The following is a 20646-nucleotide window of genomic DNA, read 5'->3' as shown; positions in this document are numbered from 1 at the left end:
GGGAGACATCTGTGCCCACGGCGGTGGATGCTATCGGGTATGGCGACCAACACCGATCGCTACCGCACCGCGCGTGAACAGGTCCTGGCCGGCAATCTATCCGACGGCGCGTTTGTCTGGCCGCAGCTCGCCGGTCGTTTCAACTGGGCCACCGACTGGTTCGACGTCATCGCCCGAGGCAACGACCGCACCGCGCTGCGGATCGTCGAAGAACACGGTGCCGACCAGCTGGTCAGCTTCGCCGAGTTGGCCGAACGCTCTGACCGGGTCGCGACATGGCTGGACGGGCTCGGCGTCGGCAAGGGGCACCGCGTCATCCTGATGCTCGGCAACCAGATCGAATTGTGGGAATCGATGTTGGCCATCGCCAAGCTCGGGGCGATCATCATGCCGACGACCAACGCGCTTCAACCGGCGGATGTTGCCGACAGACTGAGCCGCGGCGCGGCGCGGGCGGTGATCGCCAACGCCCCCGACACCGTCAAGTTCGACGACGCCATCGGCGACTACACCCGAATCGCGGTGGGCGCTCGGGTCGACGGGTGGCAGTGCTATGCCGAGGCCTCGGAGCTGGGCGGTGTGCACCCTTTTACGGCGCGCACCGACGTCAACGACCCGCTGTTGATCTACTTCACCTCCGGCACCACGAGCACACCCAAGCTGGTGCAGCATTCGCAGGTCAGCTATCCGGTTGGACATCTGTCGACGATGGCGTGGATCGGGCTGCGGCCTGGCGATGTGCACATGGCCATCGGTTCACCGGGTTGGGCCAAGCACGCCTGGAGCTGTTTTTTCGCGCCGTGGATCGCCGAGGCGTCGATCTTCGTCTACAACTATCACCGATTCGACGCCGCTGCGCTGCTGACTCAAATGCGGCGCGGGAACGTGACGACGTTCTGCGCGCCACCGACGGTGTGGCGCATGCTTGTTCAGGCCGATCTGGGTGCCAGGCCCGACCGACTGCGAGAGATTGTGGCCGCGGGCGAGCCGCTGAACGCCGACGTGATCTCGCACGTGCAACGCGCTTGGGGACTAACCATCCGCGACGGTTACGGGCAGACGGAGACCACGTTGTTGATCGGCAACCTGCCGGGCCGACAGGTCAAGGCCGGTTCGATGGGACGCCCACTGCCCGGCGTGCCGGTGAAGTTGGTCGATCCCATCAGCGGCCAGCCCGCCGACGAGGGCGAGATCTGCCTCGAACTGAGCGCTCACCCGGTTAATCTGATGACCGGCTATCTCGGTGATGCGCAACGCAATACCGCGGCGATGGCCGGCGGCTACTATCACACCGGTGACGTCGCGCGCCGCGACGTCGACGGCGCTATCACCTACATCGGTCGTACCGATGACGTCTTCAAATCGTCGGACTACAAGGTGTCGCCGTTCGAATTGGAAAGCGTGCTCGTCGAGCATCCGGCGGTCGTCGAAGCCGCCGTCGTACCCCAGCCCGACGACACCAGGTTGTGCGTGCCGAAAGCCTATGTCTCGCTGGCCGTCGAATGGGAGGCCAGCGCCGACACGGCTCGCGTGATCATGGAGTATGTGCGGGACCGTGTCGCCCCCTACCTGAAGGTGCGGCGTATCGAGTTCTTCGAACTGCCGAAGACCATCTCCGGCAAAATCCGGCGAGTGAAGCTACGCCGTCGCGAAGAGGCCCTGGCAGGCGGGCCGATCACAACCGAATACCGCTACGAGGATCTGATCCGATGAAGGCCTATGACGCCGGGCCGACCGATGTCCCGATCCTGGAGGAGACAATCGGGGCCAACTTCGAGCGCACCGTTGCGGCCAAGCCCGACGCCGAGGCGCTGGTGGACGTCATGGGTAGCCGGCGATGGACCTACGCCGAACTCAACGCCGAGATCGACCTGATGGCACGAGGATTGATGTCGCTGGGCGTGGAGAAGGGTGAACGCGTCGGCATCTGGGCACCCAACTGCGCCGAGTGGGTCATCGTGCAGTACGCCACAGCGAAGATCGGCGCCGTCCTGGTCAACGTCAATCCCGCCTACCGCACCCACGAACTCCGCTACGCGTTGAATCAGTCCGGTGTGCGCACCCTGATCGCGGCGACGGCGTTCAAGAGTTCCGACTATCGCGGCATGGTCGAGGAGGTCCGCCCGCAATGCCGCGATCTGAAAGACGTTCTGTTTCTCGACACCGACGACTGGAAGAGGTTGCGGGACCGGGCCGAGCGGTGCGCCGAACACGAACTGCGGACGCGCCTGCGCGGGTTGCGCAACACCGATCCGATCAACATCCAATACACCTCGGGAACCACCGGCTTCCCGAAGGGTGCGACGTTGTCGCACCGCAACATCCTCAACAACGGGTTCTTCGTCACCGAATTGCTCAACCTCGGTCCGGGCGACCGGCTGTGCGTTCCGGTGCCCTTCTACCACTGCTTCGGCATGGTGATGGGCAACCTGGGCTGCACCACCCACGGCGCCACAATCGTCATTCCGGCACCCGGTTTCGACGCCGAAGCGACGCTGACCGCCGTCGAACGCGAACGCTGCACCGGTGTTTACGGCGTCCCGACGATGTTCCTCGCGATGCTGGCTCACCCGGCCTTCGCCGGCACCGATCTGTCGTCGCTGCGCACCGGAATCATGGCGGGGTCGGTGTGCCCGGTCGAGGTGATGAAGCGCTGCATGGCTGAAATGAACATGGCCCAGGTCGCCATCGCCTACGGCATGACCGAGACATCGCCGGTATCGTGCCAGACCCTCATCGACGACGATCTAGACCGGCGCACCGCGACGATCGGACGTGCGCACCCGCACGTCGAAATCAAAATCGTCGATCCCGACACCGGCGACATCGTCCAACGGGGTCAGCCCGGCGAGTTCTGCACGCGCGGCTACTCGGTCATGCTGGGCTACTGGCGCGAGCAGGACAAGACAGCCGACGTGATCGACGCCGAGGGGTGGATGCACACCGGAGATCTTGCGGTCATGCGTGACGACGGCTACTGCCGCATCGTCGGGCGCTTGAAGGACATGATCATCCGCGGCGGTGAGAACGTCTATCCGCGTGAAATCGAGGAATTTCTTTACACCCATCCCGACATCGAGGACGCACAAGTCATCGGCGTGCCCGACGACAAATACGGTGAGCAGATCTGCGCCTGGATCCGGATGAAACCGGGACGCGCTCCGTTGGACGCCGCAGCCATCCACGCCTTCGCCACCGGCAAGCTGGCGCACTACAAAATTCCTCGGTACGTCCACGTCGTCGACGAATTCCCGATGACCGTCACCGGCAAGGTCCGCAAAGTCGACATGCGCGAGCAGAGCCTGCGGTTATTCGGGTTGGAGTGAGCCTCCTTCCGCGAAGCAGAAGCCAGGGCTGCGATCTATGCCCGATCACGACCCTGGCTTCTGTCTGGCGGTGCTCGCTTGGTTGAATTCTGACATGCCGCTGCTGTCGCTGCCCTTTATTGCCGACCCCATGGCACGACTGTTCGCCGCGGTGGCCGGTGGCACCACGCCGCCCGCGGAGTTGCGGTTCGACGACATCCCGGGTCGCAGCACGGACGCGACGATTCCCACCCGTCATGGACCGCTCGCGGCAACGATCTACCTACCGCCGGCCGATGTCGATGCCGATGCCGATGCCAGGCCGCCGGTATATGTCAATGTGCACGGCGGAGGATTCGCCGTCGGGCATCCCGAGCAGGACGACCCGTGGTGTCGCTACCTGGCTGCCCACGCCAAAGCCGTTGTGATCAACCCGGATTACGCCTTGGCGCCTCGGCACCGCTTCCCTGTTGCAGTCGAACAGATCTACGACGTGGTGGCCTGGGCGGCGTCGCCCGACCGGGATTGGGACGGCACCCGGCTCTGCGTTGGTGGCCAGAGCGCCGGCGGCAATCTGGCCGCCGCAGCCGCCCGCCTTGCACTGGAAAACGGTGGGCCGCAGATCAAACTTCAAGTGCTGCACTACGCGCCGGTGGATCTGGTGACGCGGGCCAAACACAAGCACACACCTGCCGGCCGCAAAGCGGTCTTCCAGCCGTGGATGGGTGACATCCTCGACGCTGCGTACATCCCCGACCCGCTGCAACGCCGTGATCGGCTGGCGTCACCAGGATGGGGAACCAACGCCGACAACATCGCCGGTATCGCGCCCGCAGTTGTGATCACCGCGGAATTGGACCGCCTCCGGGACGAGGCTGTCCACTATGCGCGCAAACTCGAGTCCGCCGGTTCGCTGATCGAGCACTACGATGTCGGCGGAGTCGACCACGGCTACAACATCCTTGGGGACTCACCGGACATCACCGCCAAGATGTACGACTTCATCGCAGGCCATGTCGTCGCGGCGGTAGGTTAGCCCACTGTGAGCTGGTGGATCACCCAGGTCGAGCGGACGCTGACCGAAGAGGTAGCGGCGACGCCGGAGCAAGTGCGCGACTTCTATGTCGATCTGAACAACATCAGAACAGTGCACCCGCTGGTCGTTGCGGTACGCACGACACTGCATCGCGAAACCGACGACGGCTACGAACAGGTTTACCGAGTGACGGATCGAATCCCGCTGGGGCGGTTGAATCTACGTGTCAGTTACTGGGCACACCTCCAGGTTCCCCGCCGGGGCGATGTGATCACCGAAGCGCGACAGTTTCCGCGGGTTCGCCTGGGCGGCCGGGTGTCCTTTGAGTCGATGGCTGCCGGCACCCGCATCATCGAACGCATCCAGATCGCGGCGCCCCGCCCGCTAACCGCGATCACCACGCGTGAAGCAGTCAATGCGCACATCGCGATGCTGGCGGGCATCCGCGACCACTTTCAGTCAATAGCCTGAAACGCCATCCGCAGCTCGCGCTTCAGCACCTTGCCGTAGCTGTTCTTCGGCAACTGTTCCACAACCACATAGCGCTTCGGGCGTTTGAAGCGCGCGATGCGCTGCAACAGATGTGCATCGAGTTCGTCGGTGCCCGCCGAGCCGACGACGAATGCGACCACGATCTCACCCCACTCCGGGTCCGGTGCGCCGACGACGCAGGCCTCCGACACGGCGGGGTGCTCCAAGAGCGCCTCCTCCACCTCGCGCGGATAGATGTTGCTGCCGCCACTGATCACGACATCCTTCGAGCGGTCACGCAGCGTGAGGCAGCCTCGCTCATCGAACGAACCCAGGTCGCCGGTATGCAGCCAGCCGTTCCGCAATGTGTCGCGAGTGGCTGCCGCGTCGTTCCAGTAACCGGACATGACGACATCGCCGCGACAGACGATCTCACCGATTTCGCCGGTATCCGCGGGTGTGCGGTCGTCGCGCAGCACCGCGACTTCCACACCCGACCGCGGATATCCGACCGAACCCAATACCGCGTCGTCAGCCTTTTCGTAGTCAGCGCGGCGCAGGCCGGTGATGGTCATCGGGGATTCGCCCTGGCCGTAGATCTGCGTGAAGATCGGCCCGAACACCGCCATCGCCTTCTTGATGCCGTCCACGTACATCGGACCACCGCCGTAGATGATCGTTCGCAGCTGACTCGGACGCGCGCGGCCGGTGTCCGTCAGGCGCTGCACCATGGTCGGGGCGAGAAACGCGCTGCAACCCGGGTGGTGGTCACCTAGATCCAGGAACTCGTCGGGGTCGAAGCCGCCGCTTGCCGGCACTACTTGGCGGGCCCCGCGCAGGACGTAGGCCGGGATGTAAAGCCCGGAGCCGTGTGACATCGGCGCTGCATGCACCAAGCTGCAATCCTCGTCGGGGCTGTCGATGTCGGCGAGGTGGGCCAGAGTCATCGCGGTCAGGCTGCGATGGGTGAGCATGGCGCCCTTTGCCCGGCCGGTGGTGCCGCTGGTATAGAACAGCCAGGCCAATGCCGATGAATCTGTGCACGGCGGGGTCGCGGGTGACGCAGCAAGCCGATCCGAATAGCCTTGGCTACCAATCGTTTCGATGGGAGCATCGCTGCTCGGGGCGAGCTGGGCTGCGACGGTCGCCGAGGCGAAGACCTGGCAGATGCCGCCGTCGTCGAGAATCTGAACCATCTCCCGCGGGTGCAGCTTGTAGTTGATCGGGACGGCGACGCACTCGGCTGCCCAAATCGCGAATAGCAGTTCCACGAGCTCCGGGCGGTTTTCACTGGCAATCGCAATTCTGGTGCCGGGCGGGCAGTGTTCCCGCAGCGAACTTGCCAGCCGCAACGCGCGTTGCCGCAGTTCTGCCCAGGTGCAGAAGCACTGCTCCCCGTGATAGACCGCCCCGCGATCCGAAAAGCGCAGCGCGGCTTGGTCCAGCAGCGCGAACAGGTTCACCGAGCCGTCCACTGCGAGGTCAGTGCGACGTCCGAGAGGTATTTGGTGGAGGACCAGCCACCGTCGACCACGATCGTCTGGCCGTTGATGAAACTGCCGCCGGGCGAGCACAAGAACGCGACAGCACTGGCAACGTCGTCAACCGTGCCCAACCGCTGATGCGGCGTCATCTCGAGGTTCATTCGGCGGAATCGCTCGTCGGCCAGCCGCTGTTCGGTCATCGGCGTCTGGATCACCCCGGGCGCCACCGCGTTGCAACGAATTCCCTGCGACCCGTACTGGCAGGCGATGTGAGTGGTCAGCGCGGTCAGACCGCCTTTCGCCGCCGAGTAGGGCCCGCCGCGAAGCCCGCCTACGACCGCGAACGTCGAGGTGATGTTGATGATGGCCGAGCCGGGCTGCATATGCGGCAGGACATCCCGGGCCAATCGGAACGGCGCACGCAGCATCACGTCCAGGAAGTAGTCCAATGTCGCGTCGTCGGTTTCGTGCAGCGGCGTGGGGCTGCCCACCCCGGCATTGTTGACCAGATAGTCAATGTGACCCCAGCGGTCGACAGCGGTATCCACGATGCGGCGCGGCGCGGCGTCCTCGGTCAGGTCGACGGCAACGGTGGCGATCTGGTTCGGGTTCCCGACGGCGGTAGCCAATTCGGCGAGCTTGTCGGCGTTGCGCCCCGTCGCCAGCACGGCCATGCCCATCTCGGCGAGTTTGGTCGCGCAGCCAAATCCGATACCGCCGGTGGCTCCGGTTACGATCGCAACCCGCATGTCACTGCTCCGTACTCATCAGCGCCGCCTTGATCTGATGCTTCAACACCTTGCCCGCGTCGTTTCGGGGTAACTGCGCCCAGCTGACCAACTGCTCAGGCGCTTTGAACTTCGCCAGCCCCCGCTCCTGCAGATAGTCGCGGAGTGCGGCGACGTCGGGCGCGGGTGGATCGGAGGGCACGATGACGGCGCAGGCGCACTCGCCGGTGCGATCGTCGGGTAGGCCCACGACGGCGACCTCGGCGATGCCGGGATGGGTGATCAGGATGTCCTCGATCTCCTTGGGCGCGATGTTTTCGCCGTTGCGAATGATGATGTCCTTGGCGCGGCCCGTCACCACCAGGTAGTCGTCATCGACCCAGTGTGCGAGGTCGCCGGTGCGGAAGTAGCCGTCGGCGTCAAACGCATCGGCCTCGTCTTCGGCATGCAGATATCCGATCAGCATTTGCGGCCCGCGTGCGCGGATTTCGCCGTCGCGGAGCGTGATCTCGGCGAAGCCGGCGCGGCCGTCGGTAACCGCGGCCTGGTGGGCGTCGTGTGGCGAGCCGACCGTGGTCACGGGGACCTCGGTTGAGCCGTATACCCGGGTGACGACGGCCTGCTCGAAATAGGCTGCGGCGCTCTCGATCAGTGGCGGTGGCACCGATGCGCCACCGCAAACGAACAGCCGCAAATCCGGCAGCCGGGTATCGGCACGCTGCGCGGCCGCAAGTATCTGCTCCAAAAACGGTGTCGCGCCGGCAATGTGGGTACAGCGCTCGTCCTGCATCAGCTGCACGGCGGCGTCGGCGTCCCAGCGGTCCATCAGCACCGCTGTGGCACCCAGTATCAGCGGGCATTCGAAGGCGTAGATCGAGCCGCCGATGTGCGCGATCGGTGACGGTACCAAAAACGTGTCACCAGGACGTACTTGCCAGTAGTCACGGATCTGGCAAATCAACGCGTGCATCGAGTTATGACTGTGCAGAACGCCTTTCGGGCGACCTGCCGTTCCGGAGGTGTACAGGACCATGCGTACGGCATCCGGGTTCAGCGCCGGCAGCGCGGCAGGTGGCGTCTGATGTTGCAGCAACGACTCGAACGAGGTGTGCGCACCGTCGCCACGCTCACGTACCGCGACCACCTGCGGGGGAGAATCCAACTGGGCCGTCACCCGATCCAGCATCGACAGATAGTCGTGGCGCTCGGACCCACTGGGCACGAAGACCATTCGACTGCCGCAGTCTTTGAGGATGAAGGTCAGCTCACGATCCCGCAGGGACGGCAGGATGGGGTTCACCACCATTCCGGCAATCGTCGCGGCCAGGTAGATGACCGTGGCCTCGTACCAGTTGGGCAGCATGAACGACACCACGCTGCCGACCGGCATCCGCTCCACCATGGCCTGCGCCAGCGCCGTCGACTGGGCGTAGAGCGTCCGGCAGTCCAGCCGAGTTTGCCCGTCGACCACCACGATTCGTTGCGGTGTGCGCTGCGCGGCCTCGGCCAGCGAATCGGCCAGTGTGCCCGCGACCCACCACCCGCAGGCATACACGTCCGCCGCGCGCGCGTCGCCCCGGCGCATTGTTCGACCAGCGATCAGTTCTGCGTTCACCAGACGAATCACCTTAGCCCCGGACACGTCGCATCGTCATCGAGTGGCGAAAGCGCGCTGCCGGGTGGGTATTGATGGTGACCTGCGCGACGTCGCCGTCCGACGTGGTGTAGGTGCGGTGCACTTCGAGTCCCGGTGTTCCGGCGGCGACGCTGAGTTCGCCGGCCAATGCCGGTGAGATGAGCACGGCGGCAATCTCTTGGCGTACCTCGACGATGCTCAGCCCGAAGAGATCTTCGATCAGCGGGAAGATCGGACCGGTATGGCGTTGCAAGAGTCTGCCCACGGCGGCGAACACCCGGTTGATGTAGTACTCGGTCCGGCAGACCGGGAACGCGGCGCCCTCCACCTGACGGAAGCCGTACACGGCCAGCCATTCTTCGCCGCTGATCAGGCCGGTCCGGGTTGCCAACTCGGCGTCGATCACCACCATTTTGGTGGAATCGATAGCGAATTGCGCGCCGGTCGCAAACGCCAGCAGGTCGTTGATCGACACCACGTCTTGCATGTAGGAGTCGGAGGACGGCCGGGGAACGACGAGAGTGCCGGCCCGCGGCCGCGATGCGACGAGGTTGTCGTCTCTCAGTCGTCTCAACGCTTCGCGGATGGTGTACCTGCTGACCGAGAACCGTTCGCACAGTTGATGTTCGGTGGGAAGCTGCGATCCGACGGGATAGACCCCGTCGACGATTTCTTTGCGCAGGGTCCGTGCGACCTGCAGATAACGATGGTCGGTTGGTTGCGCATCAGGCATGGTGGCCCACTCGGCGCAAGGCCAGCACACTGCCGTCGCCATCGGCTGACAGATAGAGCGTGCCGTCGGGGCCGGCGGCGATACCGGCGAACGGACCCTGGGGGCCGGAGAACGGCGGCATGCCCCGCAGCGGTTTGGGCACCACACCCGCGGGCGCGCCGACCGGTAACTCAGTGGCGATCGTGCGACGGCCGCGGCCCTGGAGATCGAACGCGATCAGCGCCTTGGCGCCGGCGTCGACGACATACAGCTGCCGGTCGTGCACCAGGATGCCCTGGGGCCGCTGCAGACCGTCCAGCACGGTATCGGCGCGGGATCCGTCGAGCTTGACCACTCGTCCGGCACCCGCTTCCGAGACGAGGTAACCGCCGTCGGGTGCGATCGCCACACCGACCGGCTCGCACAAATCGGAGCCGATCACCGCAACCTGGCCGCCGCGGATCGACAACACCCGTCCCGTCCCGAGTTCGGCGACCACGACGTCGTCGCCGGGGCCGACCGCCACACCGTAGAGCTGATCGAATCCGTCAGCCAGCACTGCGGTTTCGCTGTCGGCCGGCCGATACCGCGCAACCTGTCCACCCGAGGTGGTGACGACGAACTCGCCCGGTCCCGTTGCCGTCACACCGCGCAGGAACCCCGGGTAGCCGGGGGTGAACAACATGCCCACGGTCCGCAAATCGCCGTCGCGACCCAGCACATAGAAATACGTGCCGTCGGCGATGTAGAGCTCACCGTCAGCACCGACGGTCAGATCCAACGGCCAATTCAATCCGCCGGGCAACACGGTCTGCGTCTGGCCGCCGTCGAGGACCTCGGTGATCTCGCCGGTGAAATTCGACACGAACAGCCGGTCGCCCACGAACGCCAGGTTGTCCAGGCCGGGGTTGAGCGTGGCCAGCACCGTGGAATCGCCGGTGCGCGGATCGATCCGCAGCACCTGGCCGCTGTGCACCTGAGTCGAGACGAGCAGGCCCTGGCTGTCGAACTTCACCGCATCCGGGACGCCGAGACCCGCGGCGACTCGCTGCGGCTCGCCGCCCTCGGGGTCGATCCGCCAGATCTCATTGGCGCCCATCACCGGGAAATACAGCAAGCCGTCCGGGCCGACCTCCATGGCATTGGGCGACGGCACATTCTCCAGCAGCACTCGCGGTGCACCGCCGTTGAGGTCGAGTTCGAGCAACCGTCCCCCCTCGCGGCATTCGCCGATGAACAACCGGCCCTGATGGAACGTGATGCCGTTGGCCGAAGGGACGTCGTCCCGCAACACCCGGGTGCGCCCATCGGTGCTGCGGGCACTGACTCGCCCGTCCATGACCTCGGTGGCGTAGAGATTGCCGCTCGGGTCGAAGGCCACATCGTCGGGAGCAATGATGTCCCCGCCCCTGGCGCTGATGGTGTTCAGTTGCCCGGTCCCAATGTCGAGGGCGCTGATTTGGCTGCCGGTCACCTGCGCGATGTAGACCCGACGGTCGGGGCCGGTGCGCAGGCCATTGGCGCCGAACAGTCGACTCGGCGCCGTGAGCCGGTCCAACGCCCAGCCTTCGGCGAGGCTGGGCACAGTACCGACCGGATAGCGGCCGTCTTGCAACGTCATCGACGATGTTCTCCCGGTAGTCGGTGGCTGGAAGGCTAGCAACCACAATTAGTCCATACAAGAGGTCCGTTTGGCGCGCATTGCGGCCGCTGGTGTTCGGCCGAGGCCGGATTCGATCGTCATCTACCGGGCGTAAAACCGCATCCTTGACCGTGCAGCATGACTGATGAATCATGTTCTGCGTAACTTAGAATCAGATTCTCAAATGGTACCGGGAGAGCACATCTTGTCCAGACAATTGACGGTCAAAATCCGGCGAACCGGAGCGAGCTGACCATGACCGTGAAGGTGTACGAGCGGATCCTCGACCTCTTCGAAGCAGAGGGCATCAAAACGCTATTCGGCATCCCGGACCCGAATTTCGTTCACCTGTTTCATGCCGCGGAAGAGCGCAGCTGGGATGTCGTGGCGCCACATCACGAGGAATGTGCCGGGTTCATGGCCGACGCGGTGTCGCGGATGACCGGAAAGCCCGGCCTGTGTATCGGGACTCTGGGGCCGGGCCTGGCCAACCTGGCCGGATCAATGATGTGCGCGAAAGTCGAGAATTCGCCGGTCATCTTCCTGGGCGGTCAGCGGGCCCGCATCACCGAGCAGCGGGTGCGACGCGGCCGCATCCAGTTCGTCTCGCAGATCCCGCTGCTGGCGCCATCGGTGAAGTACGCGGCCAGCATCGAATACGCCGACCAGACGGATGAGATTGTCCGCGAAGCGCTGCGCAGCGCGCAGACGGGCACACCCGGCCCGGCCTACATCGAATATCCGGCGCACGTCATCCTCGAAGAACTCGACGTGCCGGCACCGTTGCCGCCGGACTCCTACCGTCTGGTCAACCAGGGCGCGAGCGCGCAGATGGTCGAGAAGGCGGTGGAGCTGATCAGAAAAGCCGATCAGCCGATTCTGTTGGTCGGCCACGCCGTGCAATGTGCCCGGGCCGGAGAATCGGTGGAGGCGCTCGCCAAACTCGTGAATTGCCCGGTGATCCAGACGTCCGGCGGAACCGCATTCATCAAGGGCATCGAGGATCGCACGTTCCCGTACGGGTTCTCGCCGTCGGCTGTCGAGGCGGTGGTGCAATCCGATCTGTGCATCGCTATCGGCACCGAGCTCGGCGAGCCGGTGCACTACGGCAAGGGCCGGCATTGGGCTGCCAACGACGCCAGCAGGAAGTGGATCGGCGTCGAACTCGATCCCAAAGCCATCGGCGTGAACCGGCGCATCGACGTCCCGCTGGTCGGAGACCTGCGGGCAATCGTTCCGCAGCTTGTCGAGGCCCTCAAGGATTCACCACGCAGCGCTTCAGCCGAACTCGACGACTGGGTGGCGCGGGATGCGGCACGCGTCGCAGAGCTCGCTGAAACCGCCCCGTCCGGAACACCGTTGCACACCGCACGTTTCGTGGTCGAAGCGACGAAGGTCTTCCCTCAAGACGGGATCTTGGTCCGTGACGGCGGCGCGACGGTCATCTTCCAGTGGACCTATTCGCAGGCCAAGCCGCACGACGTCATCTGGAACCAGAACTTCGGCCACATCGGGACCGGCCTGCCGTACGCCGTCGGGGCGTCGGTTGCCGACGGCAAAAAGCGGCCGGTCATGCTGCTCACCAGCGACTCGTCCTTCATGTTCCATATCTCGGAACTGGAAACCGCTGCGCGCCTGGGTCTGCCACTGGTCTGCGTGGTGGGCGTGGACCACCAGTGGGGACTCGAGGTGGGCGTGTACAAGCGCACCTTCGGCCAGGGATCGCTCGAGACCGGCGTGCACTGGAGCAAGGATGTGCGATTCGACAAGATCGCCGAGGGCTTCGGCTGCCACGGTGAATACGTCGAACACGCCGAGGATATCGGCGCGGCGATCGAACGGGCCTACGCCAGCGGCAAAGTCGGCGTCATCCACGTGCCGATCGACCCCAAGGTCAATTCCGAGGAGATGCCCAGCTACGACGAATTCCGGACCTGGTACGCCGAAGGAACCCAGTGATGCGTGAATACCTCAAGTTCTACATCGACGGCCAATGGGTCGAGCCGGCCGAGCCAAGGACCGTCGACGTCGAAAACCCCGCGACTGAACAGATTTGCGGGCGGGTTGCGCTTGGCTCAAGCGCTGATGTCGACCGGGCGGTCGCGGCGGCGCGGCGGGCTTTCACCAGTTGGTCGGTGACCAGTAAAGAGGAACGGCTCGACGTTCTGGTTCGGATTCTCACCGAATACCAGCAGCGCGCTGGTGATCTCGCCTCGGCGATCACCGAAGAGATGGGCGCGCCGGCGGCGCTCGCCGCCGGTCCTCAGGTCGGGTTAGGACTCGGGCACCTGAACACTGCCATCGACGTGCTGACGTCGTACACCTTCGAGGAGCAGCGCGGCGCGACGCTGATCGTCAAAGAGCCGATCGGTGTTTGCGGCCTGATCACGCCGTGGAACTGGCCGATGAACCAGGTTGCCGTCAAAGTCTTCCCAGCGCTGGCGACCGGCTGCACGACAGTGCTCAAGCCTTCGGAGATGGCACCGTTCTCGGCCCAGATCTTCGCCGAGATCCTGCATGCCGCAGGTGTTCCCGCCGGCGTGTTCAACCTGGTGCAAGGTGACGGCCCAGGCGTGGGCGTGGCACTCGCCGGCCATCCCGATGTGGACATGGTGTCGTTTACCGGCTCGACGCGGGCCGGCATCGAAATCGCCCGCAACGCCGCACCCACCGTCAAGCGCGTCACCCAGGAGCTTGGTGGGAAAGGACCCAACATCGTTCTCGATGATGCGGCCTTCGCCGAGCACGTCAGCGCCGGCGTCACCAGCATGATGGGTAACTCCGGGCAAACCTGCAGCGCGCCCTCGCGCATGCTGGTGCCCAACACCCGGATGGCCGAAGCCATCGATATCGCCAGACAGGCCACGTCGAAGCTCACCGTCGGCGACCCCGCCGGGGATGCCGCGTTAGGACCGGTGGTTTCCGGCGCCCAGTACGAGAAGATCCAGGCGCTGATCCAGAAGGGCATCGACGAGGGCGCCACCCTGGTCACCGGCGGGACCGGACGTCCCGACGGGCTGGACACGGGCTATTACGTCAAGCCAACGGTTTTCGCCGAGGTCGTCAACGACATGACGATCGCCCGGGAGGAGATTTTCGGACCGGTGCTGTCGATCCTGGGCTACGACGGCGTGGACCAGGCCATCGAGATCGCCAACGACACCGATTACGGTCTCGCCGGCTACGTCGCCGCCGACGACGTCGAGAAGGCTCGGGCAATCGCGCGCCGGCTCAAGTCGGGATGGGTGGTGATCAACGACGGATTCGATTTCCATGCGGGCTTCGGCGGCTACAAGCGCAGCGGCAACGGACGCGAATGGGGCGAGTTCGGCTTCGACGAATATCTGGAAACCAAGGCGATTCTCGGCTACTCACCGGAATCCGCCGGCTGAAAGCAAGCCATGGGTAACCTCCTGAATCTCGAGGGTCGCATCGTCGTGGTGTCCGGCGCCGGCGGTGGTGGCATCGGCACCACCGTGACAGCCATGGCAGCCGAGGCGGGAGCCACCGTGGTCGCGGTGAGCCGATCGAAGGAAAACCTCGATCAGCACATCGCACCGCTGGCACAACAAGGGTTTTCGGTCGTGCCGGTGGCCGCCGACGCGTCGACCGATGACGGCATTGCCACGGTGATCGACCAGGTGGGTTCCATCCCGGGCGAGCTGTATGGACTTGTCAATGTCGCGGGTGGCGCGGCGCCGTCGACGTGGATGCCGTCGACTCGGGTGAGCCGAACCGATTGGCGAGAGCTGTTTGCCGCCAACCTCGAAACCACGTTCTTCATGAGCCAAGCGGTGGCCGCGGAGTTGAAGAAACACAGCAGTCCCGGGTCTATCGTCTCGATCGCCTCGATCAGCGGCATGAACACCGCGCCGTTTCACATCGCCTATGGAACGGCCAAGGCCGCGGTGGCGGCGATGACCCGCACCATGGCGGTCGAACTGGCGGCGGACGGCATCCGAGTCAACGCGGTTGCGCCGGGCGTCACCGAGACGGCGGCCTCACGCACCTACGTCGACGACGATCCAGACCGCGATCGTCGGGCGATTGCGATGGGGCGGCGCGGTCGGCCCGAGGAACAGGCCGGCGCCATCCTGTTTCTGCTGTCCGATCTGTCGAGCTACATCACCGGACAGACACTCCTCGTCGACGGCGGCCTGAGCCTCAAATGGAGCCATCTCGACGCGGACAACACCTCCCTGTTCCTCAAGGACGAATCGTTCCGCGCAGCGATAAAGCGTTGGGAAGATGCATGATACGAGTTCGAGAAGCGAGGACGCAGTGACGACCAACGGCGAAGAGCTGTCCGCGCCCGTGACGATCGGCGTGGACGCCTATATCTCGGAACACTACGCGCGGGCCGAGCGTGACAAGCTGTGGCGGAAAGTGTGGCTGCAGGTCGGCCGGGTCGAGGAGTTGGCCGAGGTGGGCAGTTATCTCACCTATGACATCCTCGACGATTCCATCATCGTCGTGCGCACCGGGGCAGGCGAGTTCAAAGCCCACCACAACGTCTGCATGCACCGCGGCCGCCGCCTGATCGACACTCCACCGGGCGCGAAGAACGGCTGTGGGCGCGCGCGGAAGTCGTTCGTTTGCGGGTTTCACGGCTGGACTTACGGCTTGGACGGCGCGTGCACCTACATCCGCGAGCAACCCGACTGGCAGAACACGCTGACCGCCGAGAACACCCATCTGGCAAGCGTGCGGGTCGACACCTGGGGCGGTTGGTTGTGGATCAACATGGATCCCGAGTGCGAGTCGCTGATGGACTACTTGCATCCGGCCGCGAAAATCCTCGACCCGTTCGGCTTGGAGAACATGCGCTACAAGTGGCGCAAATGGCTGCAGTTCGACTGCAACTGGAAGGTCGCGATGGAGGCCTTCAACGAGACGTATCACGTCGCGACAACACATCCGGAGTTCAACAAGTTCGGCGAATTCAAAGGCTGGGCCAAGGCGCAGGGCAGGCACAGCAACATCGGCTACGAGGCTCCCGAAGAACTCGAGGCGACCAAGTCCAAAGTCCGGCTCGGCACCGGTGCGGACCCTCGCGTGTCGACCGCCGAAATGCAGCTCTACACACTGCAGGAAACCAATGCCACCACCACTCAGACGCTGGTGGATGCTGCCATGCGGCTGGTCGACGAGTTGCCTGAAGACACCCCGGCCGATCAGGTCCTCGAACACTGGTTGTCATCGGCGCGCCGTGACGACGCCGCGCGCGGTGTGGTTTGGCCGACGATCCCGCCCGACATCCTGGGACAGAGTGGAACCGCATGGCAGATTTTCCCGAACTTCCAGATCGGTCAGGGCCTGACCAGCGCACTGTGCTACAGCGCCCGCCCCGACCCGAGCTATGACCCGAACAAGTGCATCTTCGAAGTCGCGGTGTTCGAACTCTTCCCGAAGGGCCAAGAGCCGCAGACCGAATGGGTCTACACCCCGGTTGGTGACCCGAACTGGCTCAGTGTGCTACCGCAGGACTTCTCCAACATGGCCGCGGTGCAGCAGGGCATGAAGTCTCTTGGCTTCCCCGGCACCAAACCCAACCCGTACCGCGAACGCAGCACGGTCAATCTGCACTATCAGCTGTCGAAGTACATGGGCACCGGCGAACCAAAGGAGCTCGCGTGACCCGCGCCGGCGACGATGCAGAGCGAAGCGATGAGGAGGAGCGGCGCTTATGACCTGCGAGTCGACAGATACCCCGGATGACATCGACATCCCGGCGCTGCGCGAAAAGTATCAACAGGAACGCGAAAAGCGGCTGCGCGCCGAGGGTTCCAAGCAGTACATCGAGCTCGAAGACGACTTCGCCGGCTACTACGAAACCGATCCGTATACGCCGATCACACCGCGCGATCCGATCAGTGAGGACATCGACGTCGCGGTACTGGGTGGCGGCTTCGGCGGGTTGCTCGCGGCTGCCCATCTGAAGAAGGCCGGCGTCGACGATGTCCGCATCATCGAGCTGGGCGGCGACTTCGGCGGCGTCTGGTACTGGAACCGCTATCCGGGCATCCAGTGCGACAACGAATCCTACTGCTACATCCCAATGCTCGAAGAGCTCGACTTCATGCCCTCGAAGAAGTTCGCCGACGGCGCCGAGATCTACGAGCATTGCCGGCGGATCGGCAAGCACTTCGGTCTCTACGATTCCGCGATCTTCTCCACCCAGGTGCGCGCGCTGCACTGGGACGAGGAGCTCAAGCGCTGGCGGATCAGCACGAACCGCGCCGACGACATCCGCGCGCGGTTTGTCGTGATGGCTTCGGGCCCCTTTCACCGGCCCAAGCTGCCCGGTATCCCCGGGATCAAGGACTTCAACGGCCACAGCTTCCACTCGTCGCGCTGGGACTACGGCTATACGGGCGGGGACGCCACCGGTGGACTGGACAAGCTGGCCGACAAGCGTGTCGCCGTCATCGGCACCGGCGCCACGGCGATTCAGATCGTGCCGTTTCTGGGCCGCCATGCCCAGCAGCTGTACGTGTTTCAGCGCACCCCGTCGTCGGTCGACGTGCGCAACAATGCGCCAACCGACCCCGAGTGGGTGAAGTCCCTACAGCCGGGCTGGCAGAAGGAGCGGCAGCGCAACTTCCACTCCTGGACATTCGAGGGGATGGCACTGGGACAGCCCGATCTGGTCTGCGACTTTTGGACCGAACTCGGTCGCAATACGGCGACACGGGTGCTGGCACTGGAGGACCCGGCGTCGATGACTCCGGAGCAGTTCATGGCGATTCGGGAGGAAGAAGACTACAAGGTCATGGAGCGGCTGCGGCGCCGCATCGACAGCATCGTCGAAGACCCGCGGACCGCCGAGGCGCTCAAGCCCTACTACCGGTTCCTCTGCAAGCGGCCGCTTTCCAACGACGAGTACCTCTCGACGTTCAACCGGCCCAATGTGACCCTGGTCGACGTGTCGTCGTCCAAAGGGGTGGAACGGATCACCCAGAACGGGCTGGCGGTCAATGACGTTGAGTACGAAGTCGATTGCATCATCTACGCCAGCGGCTTCGAGATCACGACCGAGCTCAGCCGGCGCTATTCGATCGATGCGATCGAAGGCCGCGACGGGCTGTCGCTGTTCGACTACTGGGATGACGGCTACAAGACACTGCACGGGATGACCAGCGCGGGTTTCCCCAATCAGTTCTTCACCGGCTTCACCCAAGTGGGCATCTCCGCCAACATCGCCGCCAACTACGAGCTACAGGGCGAGCATATCGCCTACATCATCGCCGAAACCCTGGCCCGCGGCGCCACGACGGTGGAGCCGAGCCATGAGGCTCAGAACATTTGGGGTACGACGATCCGCGAGACCGCGATTGACAACTCGGCGTTCGACGCCCAATGCACGCCCGGCTACTACAACAACGAAGGCGGCGGCGGGGGAGAAGGCATTCGGTCACACCTCGGCGAGCCTTATGGACCCGGCTTCTACGCCTTCGGCGACTTGTTGGCGCAATGGCGCGACACGGGTGATCTCGACGGCCTCGTGTTGGGAACGTGAATGGCTGAACTGAGATTCGACGATCGGGTGGCCGTCGTCACCGGCGCCGGCCGAGGGTTGGGCCGCGCCTACGCCCTGCTGCTCGCGAGCAGGGGCGCCAAGATCGTCGTCAACGACACCGGCGGCAGCCTGACCGGCGACGGCGCCGATCCTGGCCCCGCCGATGCGGTGGTCGACGAAATCCGGGCGGCCGGCGGCGAGGCCGTGGCCTGCACCGAATCGGTGGCAACCGCCGCCGGCGGCCAAGCCGTCGTTGCGGCGGCACGGGATCGCTACGGTGGCATCGACATTCTGATCCACAACGCGGGCACTGTTCGCCGGGCATCGCTCGCGGAGATGACCTACCAAGACTTCGACGCCGTGCTGGATGTCCACTTGCGTGGCGCCTTTCATGTGGTACGGCCCGCCTTCCCGCTGATGCGCGACGCACACTTCGGACGCATCGTGTTGACGTCGTCGATCGGCGGGCTGTACGGCAACCACGGCGTGGCGAATTACGCCGTCGCCAAGGCCGGCATCATCGGCCTCTCCAACGTCGTCGCGCTCGAAGGAGCCGCGGACAACGTGTTCTGCAACGTCATCGTCCCGTCCGCGGTTACCAGAATGGCTGAAGGCCTGGATACTTCGGCCTACCCGCCGATGGATCCCGAGCTGGTGGCGCCGGTGGTGGGCTGGCTGGCTCACGAAGCCTGCTCGATCACCGGGGAAATGCTGATCGCCATCGCGGGCCGGGTAGCCAAGGCCGTCATCAGCGAGACCCCCGGCGTATACCAGCCGTCGTGGTCGATCGAGGAAGTCGGCGACCAGATGGCCGCCATCGGCGAGGCGGCCGCGCCGGTGATGTTTCCGGTCGTTCCGGACGGCCACGTCGATCACATTCGCTACAGCTTCGCGATGGCTCAAGGAGCGCATCATGGCTAGCGCCAACAACCCGACCGGTCCGCTGGACGGTGTGCGGGTCGTCGATCTGACCGCGATGGTGATGGGGCCGTATTGCACTCAGATCATGGCCGACATGGGCGCCGACGTGATCAAAGTCGAGCCGCCGCAAGGGGATAACACCCGCTACATCTCGGTCGGGCCCGAACCGTCGATGAGCGGTGTGTTCGTCAACGTGAACCGCGGCAAGCGCAGCATCGTGCTCGACCTGCAGTCGCAGCCCGGGAAGTCAGCGCTGCAAGCGCTGGTCGCGACCGCCGACGTGTTCGTCCACTCGATGCGGTCCAAGGCGATTGCCCGGCTCGGGTTCGGTTACGACGACGTGGCTGCGATCAACCCCGGCATCGTCTACACCAACTGTTACGGGTATGGCCGGCGCGGGCCGGACCGGGATCTACCCGCCTATGACGACACCATCCAGGCGGCCTGCGGACTGCCGGCCGTTCAGGAACAACTCACCGGTGAGGCCAGCTATGTGGGAACCATCATGGCGGACAAGGTTGCCGGGCTGACGGCGCTCTACGCCACGATGATGGCCCTCTATCACCGTGAACGCACCGGTGAAGGACAAGAAGTCGAGATCGCCATGTTCGAGACGATGGCGTCCTTCATGCTGGTCGAGCATGCCAATGGCGCGATGTTCGATCCTCCGCTCGGCCCGGCAGTCTATCCCCGCACGGTGGCGCCCAATCGGCGGCCGTACCGCACCAGTGACGGGTATGTCGCGGCGCTGATCTACAACGACAAGCACTGGGCGGCCTTCATCAACGCGGTGCGACCACCGTGGGCCGACTCCCAATACGCCACGCTCGAGCGGCGCGCACGTCAGATCGACACCGTCTACGCGTTGGTGGCGGAAACACTCAAGGAGCGGACAACCGCCGAGTGGTTGGAGCTGTTCCGTGAACTGGAGATACCTGCGGCGCCGCTGAGTGCTCCCGCCGACCTGTTCGACAACCCACACCTGACTGCCGCCGGGTTTTTCCAGACGGTGGAAACGCCGCATGGGCCGGTGCGTTTTCCCGGTGTGCCCACCTGGTTTTCGCGTACCCCGGGCCGGGTCACCGGCCCCGCCCCGCAACTGGGTGCCGACACCGCCGACGTGCTCGATGAACTCGGCCTGGCTGCCGACGCGAAGTAGTCTCCCCCACAGCGCCGAGTGTGCGGTGTCATA

At 64.7% G+C, this 20646-nt stretch carries 16 protein-coding genes; 11 read left to right on the top strand and 5 right to left on the bottom strand.

Features of this window, described 5'->3' with window-relative positions:
* The first annotated feature begins 39 nt into the window (after positions 1 to 39).
* From AC5Y42_RS11285 to AC5Y42_RS11270, 4 genes are all read left to right on the top strand, one after another.
* Complete coding sequence (locus AC5Y42_RS11285; protein WP_499898168.1) at positions 40 to 1713, top strand: AMP-binding protein; 1674 nt, start codon at positions 40 to 42, stop codon at positions 1711 to 1713.
* Positions 1710 to 3326 carry an AMP-binding protein gene (locus AC5Y42_RS11280; RefSeq protein WP_499898166.1) on the top strand — a complete coding sequence of 539 codons (1617 nt, stop codon included), beginning with the start codon at positions 1710 to 1712 and terminating at the stop codon, positions 3324 to 3326. Before AC5Y42_RS11285 ends, AC5Y42_RS11280 begins: the two co-directional genes overlap by 4 nt.
* 181 nt (positions 3327 to 3507) lie before the next feature.
* Positions 3508 to 4341 (top strand): alpha/beta hydrolase, encoded by an 834-nt coding sequence (locus tag AC5Y42_RS11275; RefSeq protein ID WP_499898636.1) that lies wholly within the window; start codon positions 3508 to 3510, stop codon positions 4339 to 4341.
* A 6-nt stretch (positions 4342 to 4347) separates the two neighbouring features.
* On the top strand, positions 4348 to 4812 hold the full coding sequence (locus AC5Y42_RS11270) for an SRPBCC family protein (protein WP_499898164.1): 465 nt from the start codon (positions 4348 to 4350) through the stop codon (positions 4810 to 4812).
* Here AC5Y42_RS11270 and AC5Y42_RS11265 read toward each other — a convergent pair.
* The 5 genes from AC5Y42_RS11265 to AC5Y42_RS11245 are packed head-to-tail and all read right to left on the bottom strand — an operon-like array spanning position 4797 to position 10993.
* Positions 4797 to 6287 carry an AMP-binding protein gene (locus tag AC5Y42_RS11265; RefSeq protein WP_499898163.1) on the bottom strand — a complete coding sequence of 497 codons (1491 nt, stop codon included), beginning with the start codon at positions 6285 to 6287 and terminating at the stop codon, positions 4797 to 4799. The two genes, AC5Y42_RS11270 and AC5Y42_RS11265, sit on opposite strands and share 16 nt — an antisense overlap.
* On the bottom strand, positions 6272 to 7045 hold the full coding sequence (locus AC5Y42_RS11260; protein ID WP_499898161.1) for an SDR family NAD(P)-dependent oxidoreductase: 774 nt from the start codon (positions 7043 to 7045) through the stop codon (positions 6272 to 6274). Before AC5Y42_RS11260 ends, AC5Y42_RS11265 begins: the two co-directional genes overlap by 16 nt.
* A 1-nt stretch (position 7046) precedes the next feature.
* Positions 7047 to 8609 (bottom strand): AMP-binding protein, encoded by a 1563-nt coding sequence (locus AC5Y42_RS11255; protein WP_499898635.1) that lies wholly within the window; start codon positions 8607 to 8609, stop codon positions 7047 to 7049.
* A gap of 43 nt (positions 8610 to 8652) precedes the next feature.
* A complete protein-coding gene (locus AC5Y42_RS11250) occupies positions 8653 to 9393 on the bottom strand; it encodes a GntR family transcriptional regulator (RefSeq protein WP_499898160.1) in 741 nt (246 codons plus the stop codon).
* Complete coding sequence (locus AC5Y42_RS11245; protein WP_499898159.1) at positions 9386 to 10993, bottom strand: Vgb family protein; 1608 nt, start codon at positions 10991 to 10993, stop codon at positions 9386 to 9388. Before AC5Y42_RS11245 ends, AC5Y42_RS11250 begins: the two co-directional genes overlap by 8 nt.
* 276 nt (positions 10994 to 11269) lie before the next feature.
* Between AC5Y42_RS11245 and AC5Y42_RS11240 the strand changes: the two genes are divergently transcribed.
* Genes AC5Y42_RS11240 through AC5Y42_RS11210 form a run of 7 tightly spaced genes read left to right on the top strand, consistent with a single transcriptional unit; the run spans position 11270 to position 20613 of the window.
* Entirely contained in the window at positions 11270 to 12973 is a 1704-nt protein-coding gene (locus AC5Y42_RS11240) for a thiamine pyrophosphate-binding protein (RefSeq protein ID WP_499898157.1), read from the top strand.
* The gene (locus AC5Y42_RS11235) at positions 12973 to 14406 is read left to right on the top strand and encodes an aldehyde dehydrogenase family protein (RefSeq protein ID WP_499898155.1); all 1434 of its coding nucleotides are present in this window, start codon (positions 12973 to 12975) and stop codon (positions 14404 to 14406) included. Before AC5Y42_RS11240 ends, AC5Y42_RS11235 begins: the two co-directional genes overlap by 1 nt.
* 9 nt (positions 14407 to 14415) lie before the next feature.
* The gene (locus tag AC5Y42_RS11230) at positions 14416 to 15270 is read left to right on the top strand and encodes an SDR family NAD(P)-dependent oxidoreductase (protein ID WP_499898154.1); all 855 of its coding nucleotides are present in this window, start codon (positions 14416 to 14418) and stop codon (positions 15268 to 15270) included.
* 25 nt (positions 15271 to 15295) lie between these two features.
* Positions 15296 to 16651 carry an aromatic ring-hydroxylating oxygenase subunit alpha gene (locus AC5Y42_RS11225; RefSeq protein WP_499898152.1) on the top strand — a complete coding sequence of 452 codons (1356 nt, stop codon included), beginning with the start codon at positions 15296 to 15298 and terminating at the stop codon, positions 16649 to 16651.
* Positions 16652 to 16700: 49 nt separating this feature from the next.
* Entirely contained in the window at positions 16701 to 18533 is a 1833-nt protein-coding gene (locus AC5Y42_RS11220) for a flavin-containing monooxygenase (RefSeq protein WP_499898151.1), read from the top strand.
* A complete protein-coding gene (locus tag AC5Y42_RS11215; RefSeq protein ID WP_499898150.1) occupies positions 18534 to 19454 on the top strand; it encodes an SDR family NAD(P)-dependent oxidoreductase in 921 nt (306 codons plus the stop codon).
* The gene (locus AC5Y42_RS11210; RefSeq protein ID WP_499898149.1) at positions 19447 to 20613 is read left to right on the top strand and encodes a CaiB/BaiF CoA transferase family protein; all 1167 of its coding nucleotides are present in this window, start codon (positions 19447 to 19449) and stop codon (positions 20611 to 20613) included. Before AC5Y42_RS11215 ends, AC5Y42_RS11210 begins: the two co-directional genes overlap by 8 nt.
* Positions 20614 to 20646 lie beyond the last annotated feature (33 nt).

The organism is Mycobacterium sp. NGS48 (assembly GCF_059812585.1).
This window is presented reverse-complemented; position numbering and strand designations above follow the sequence as displayed.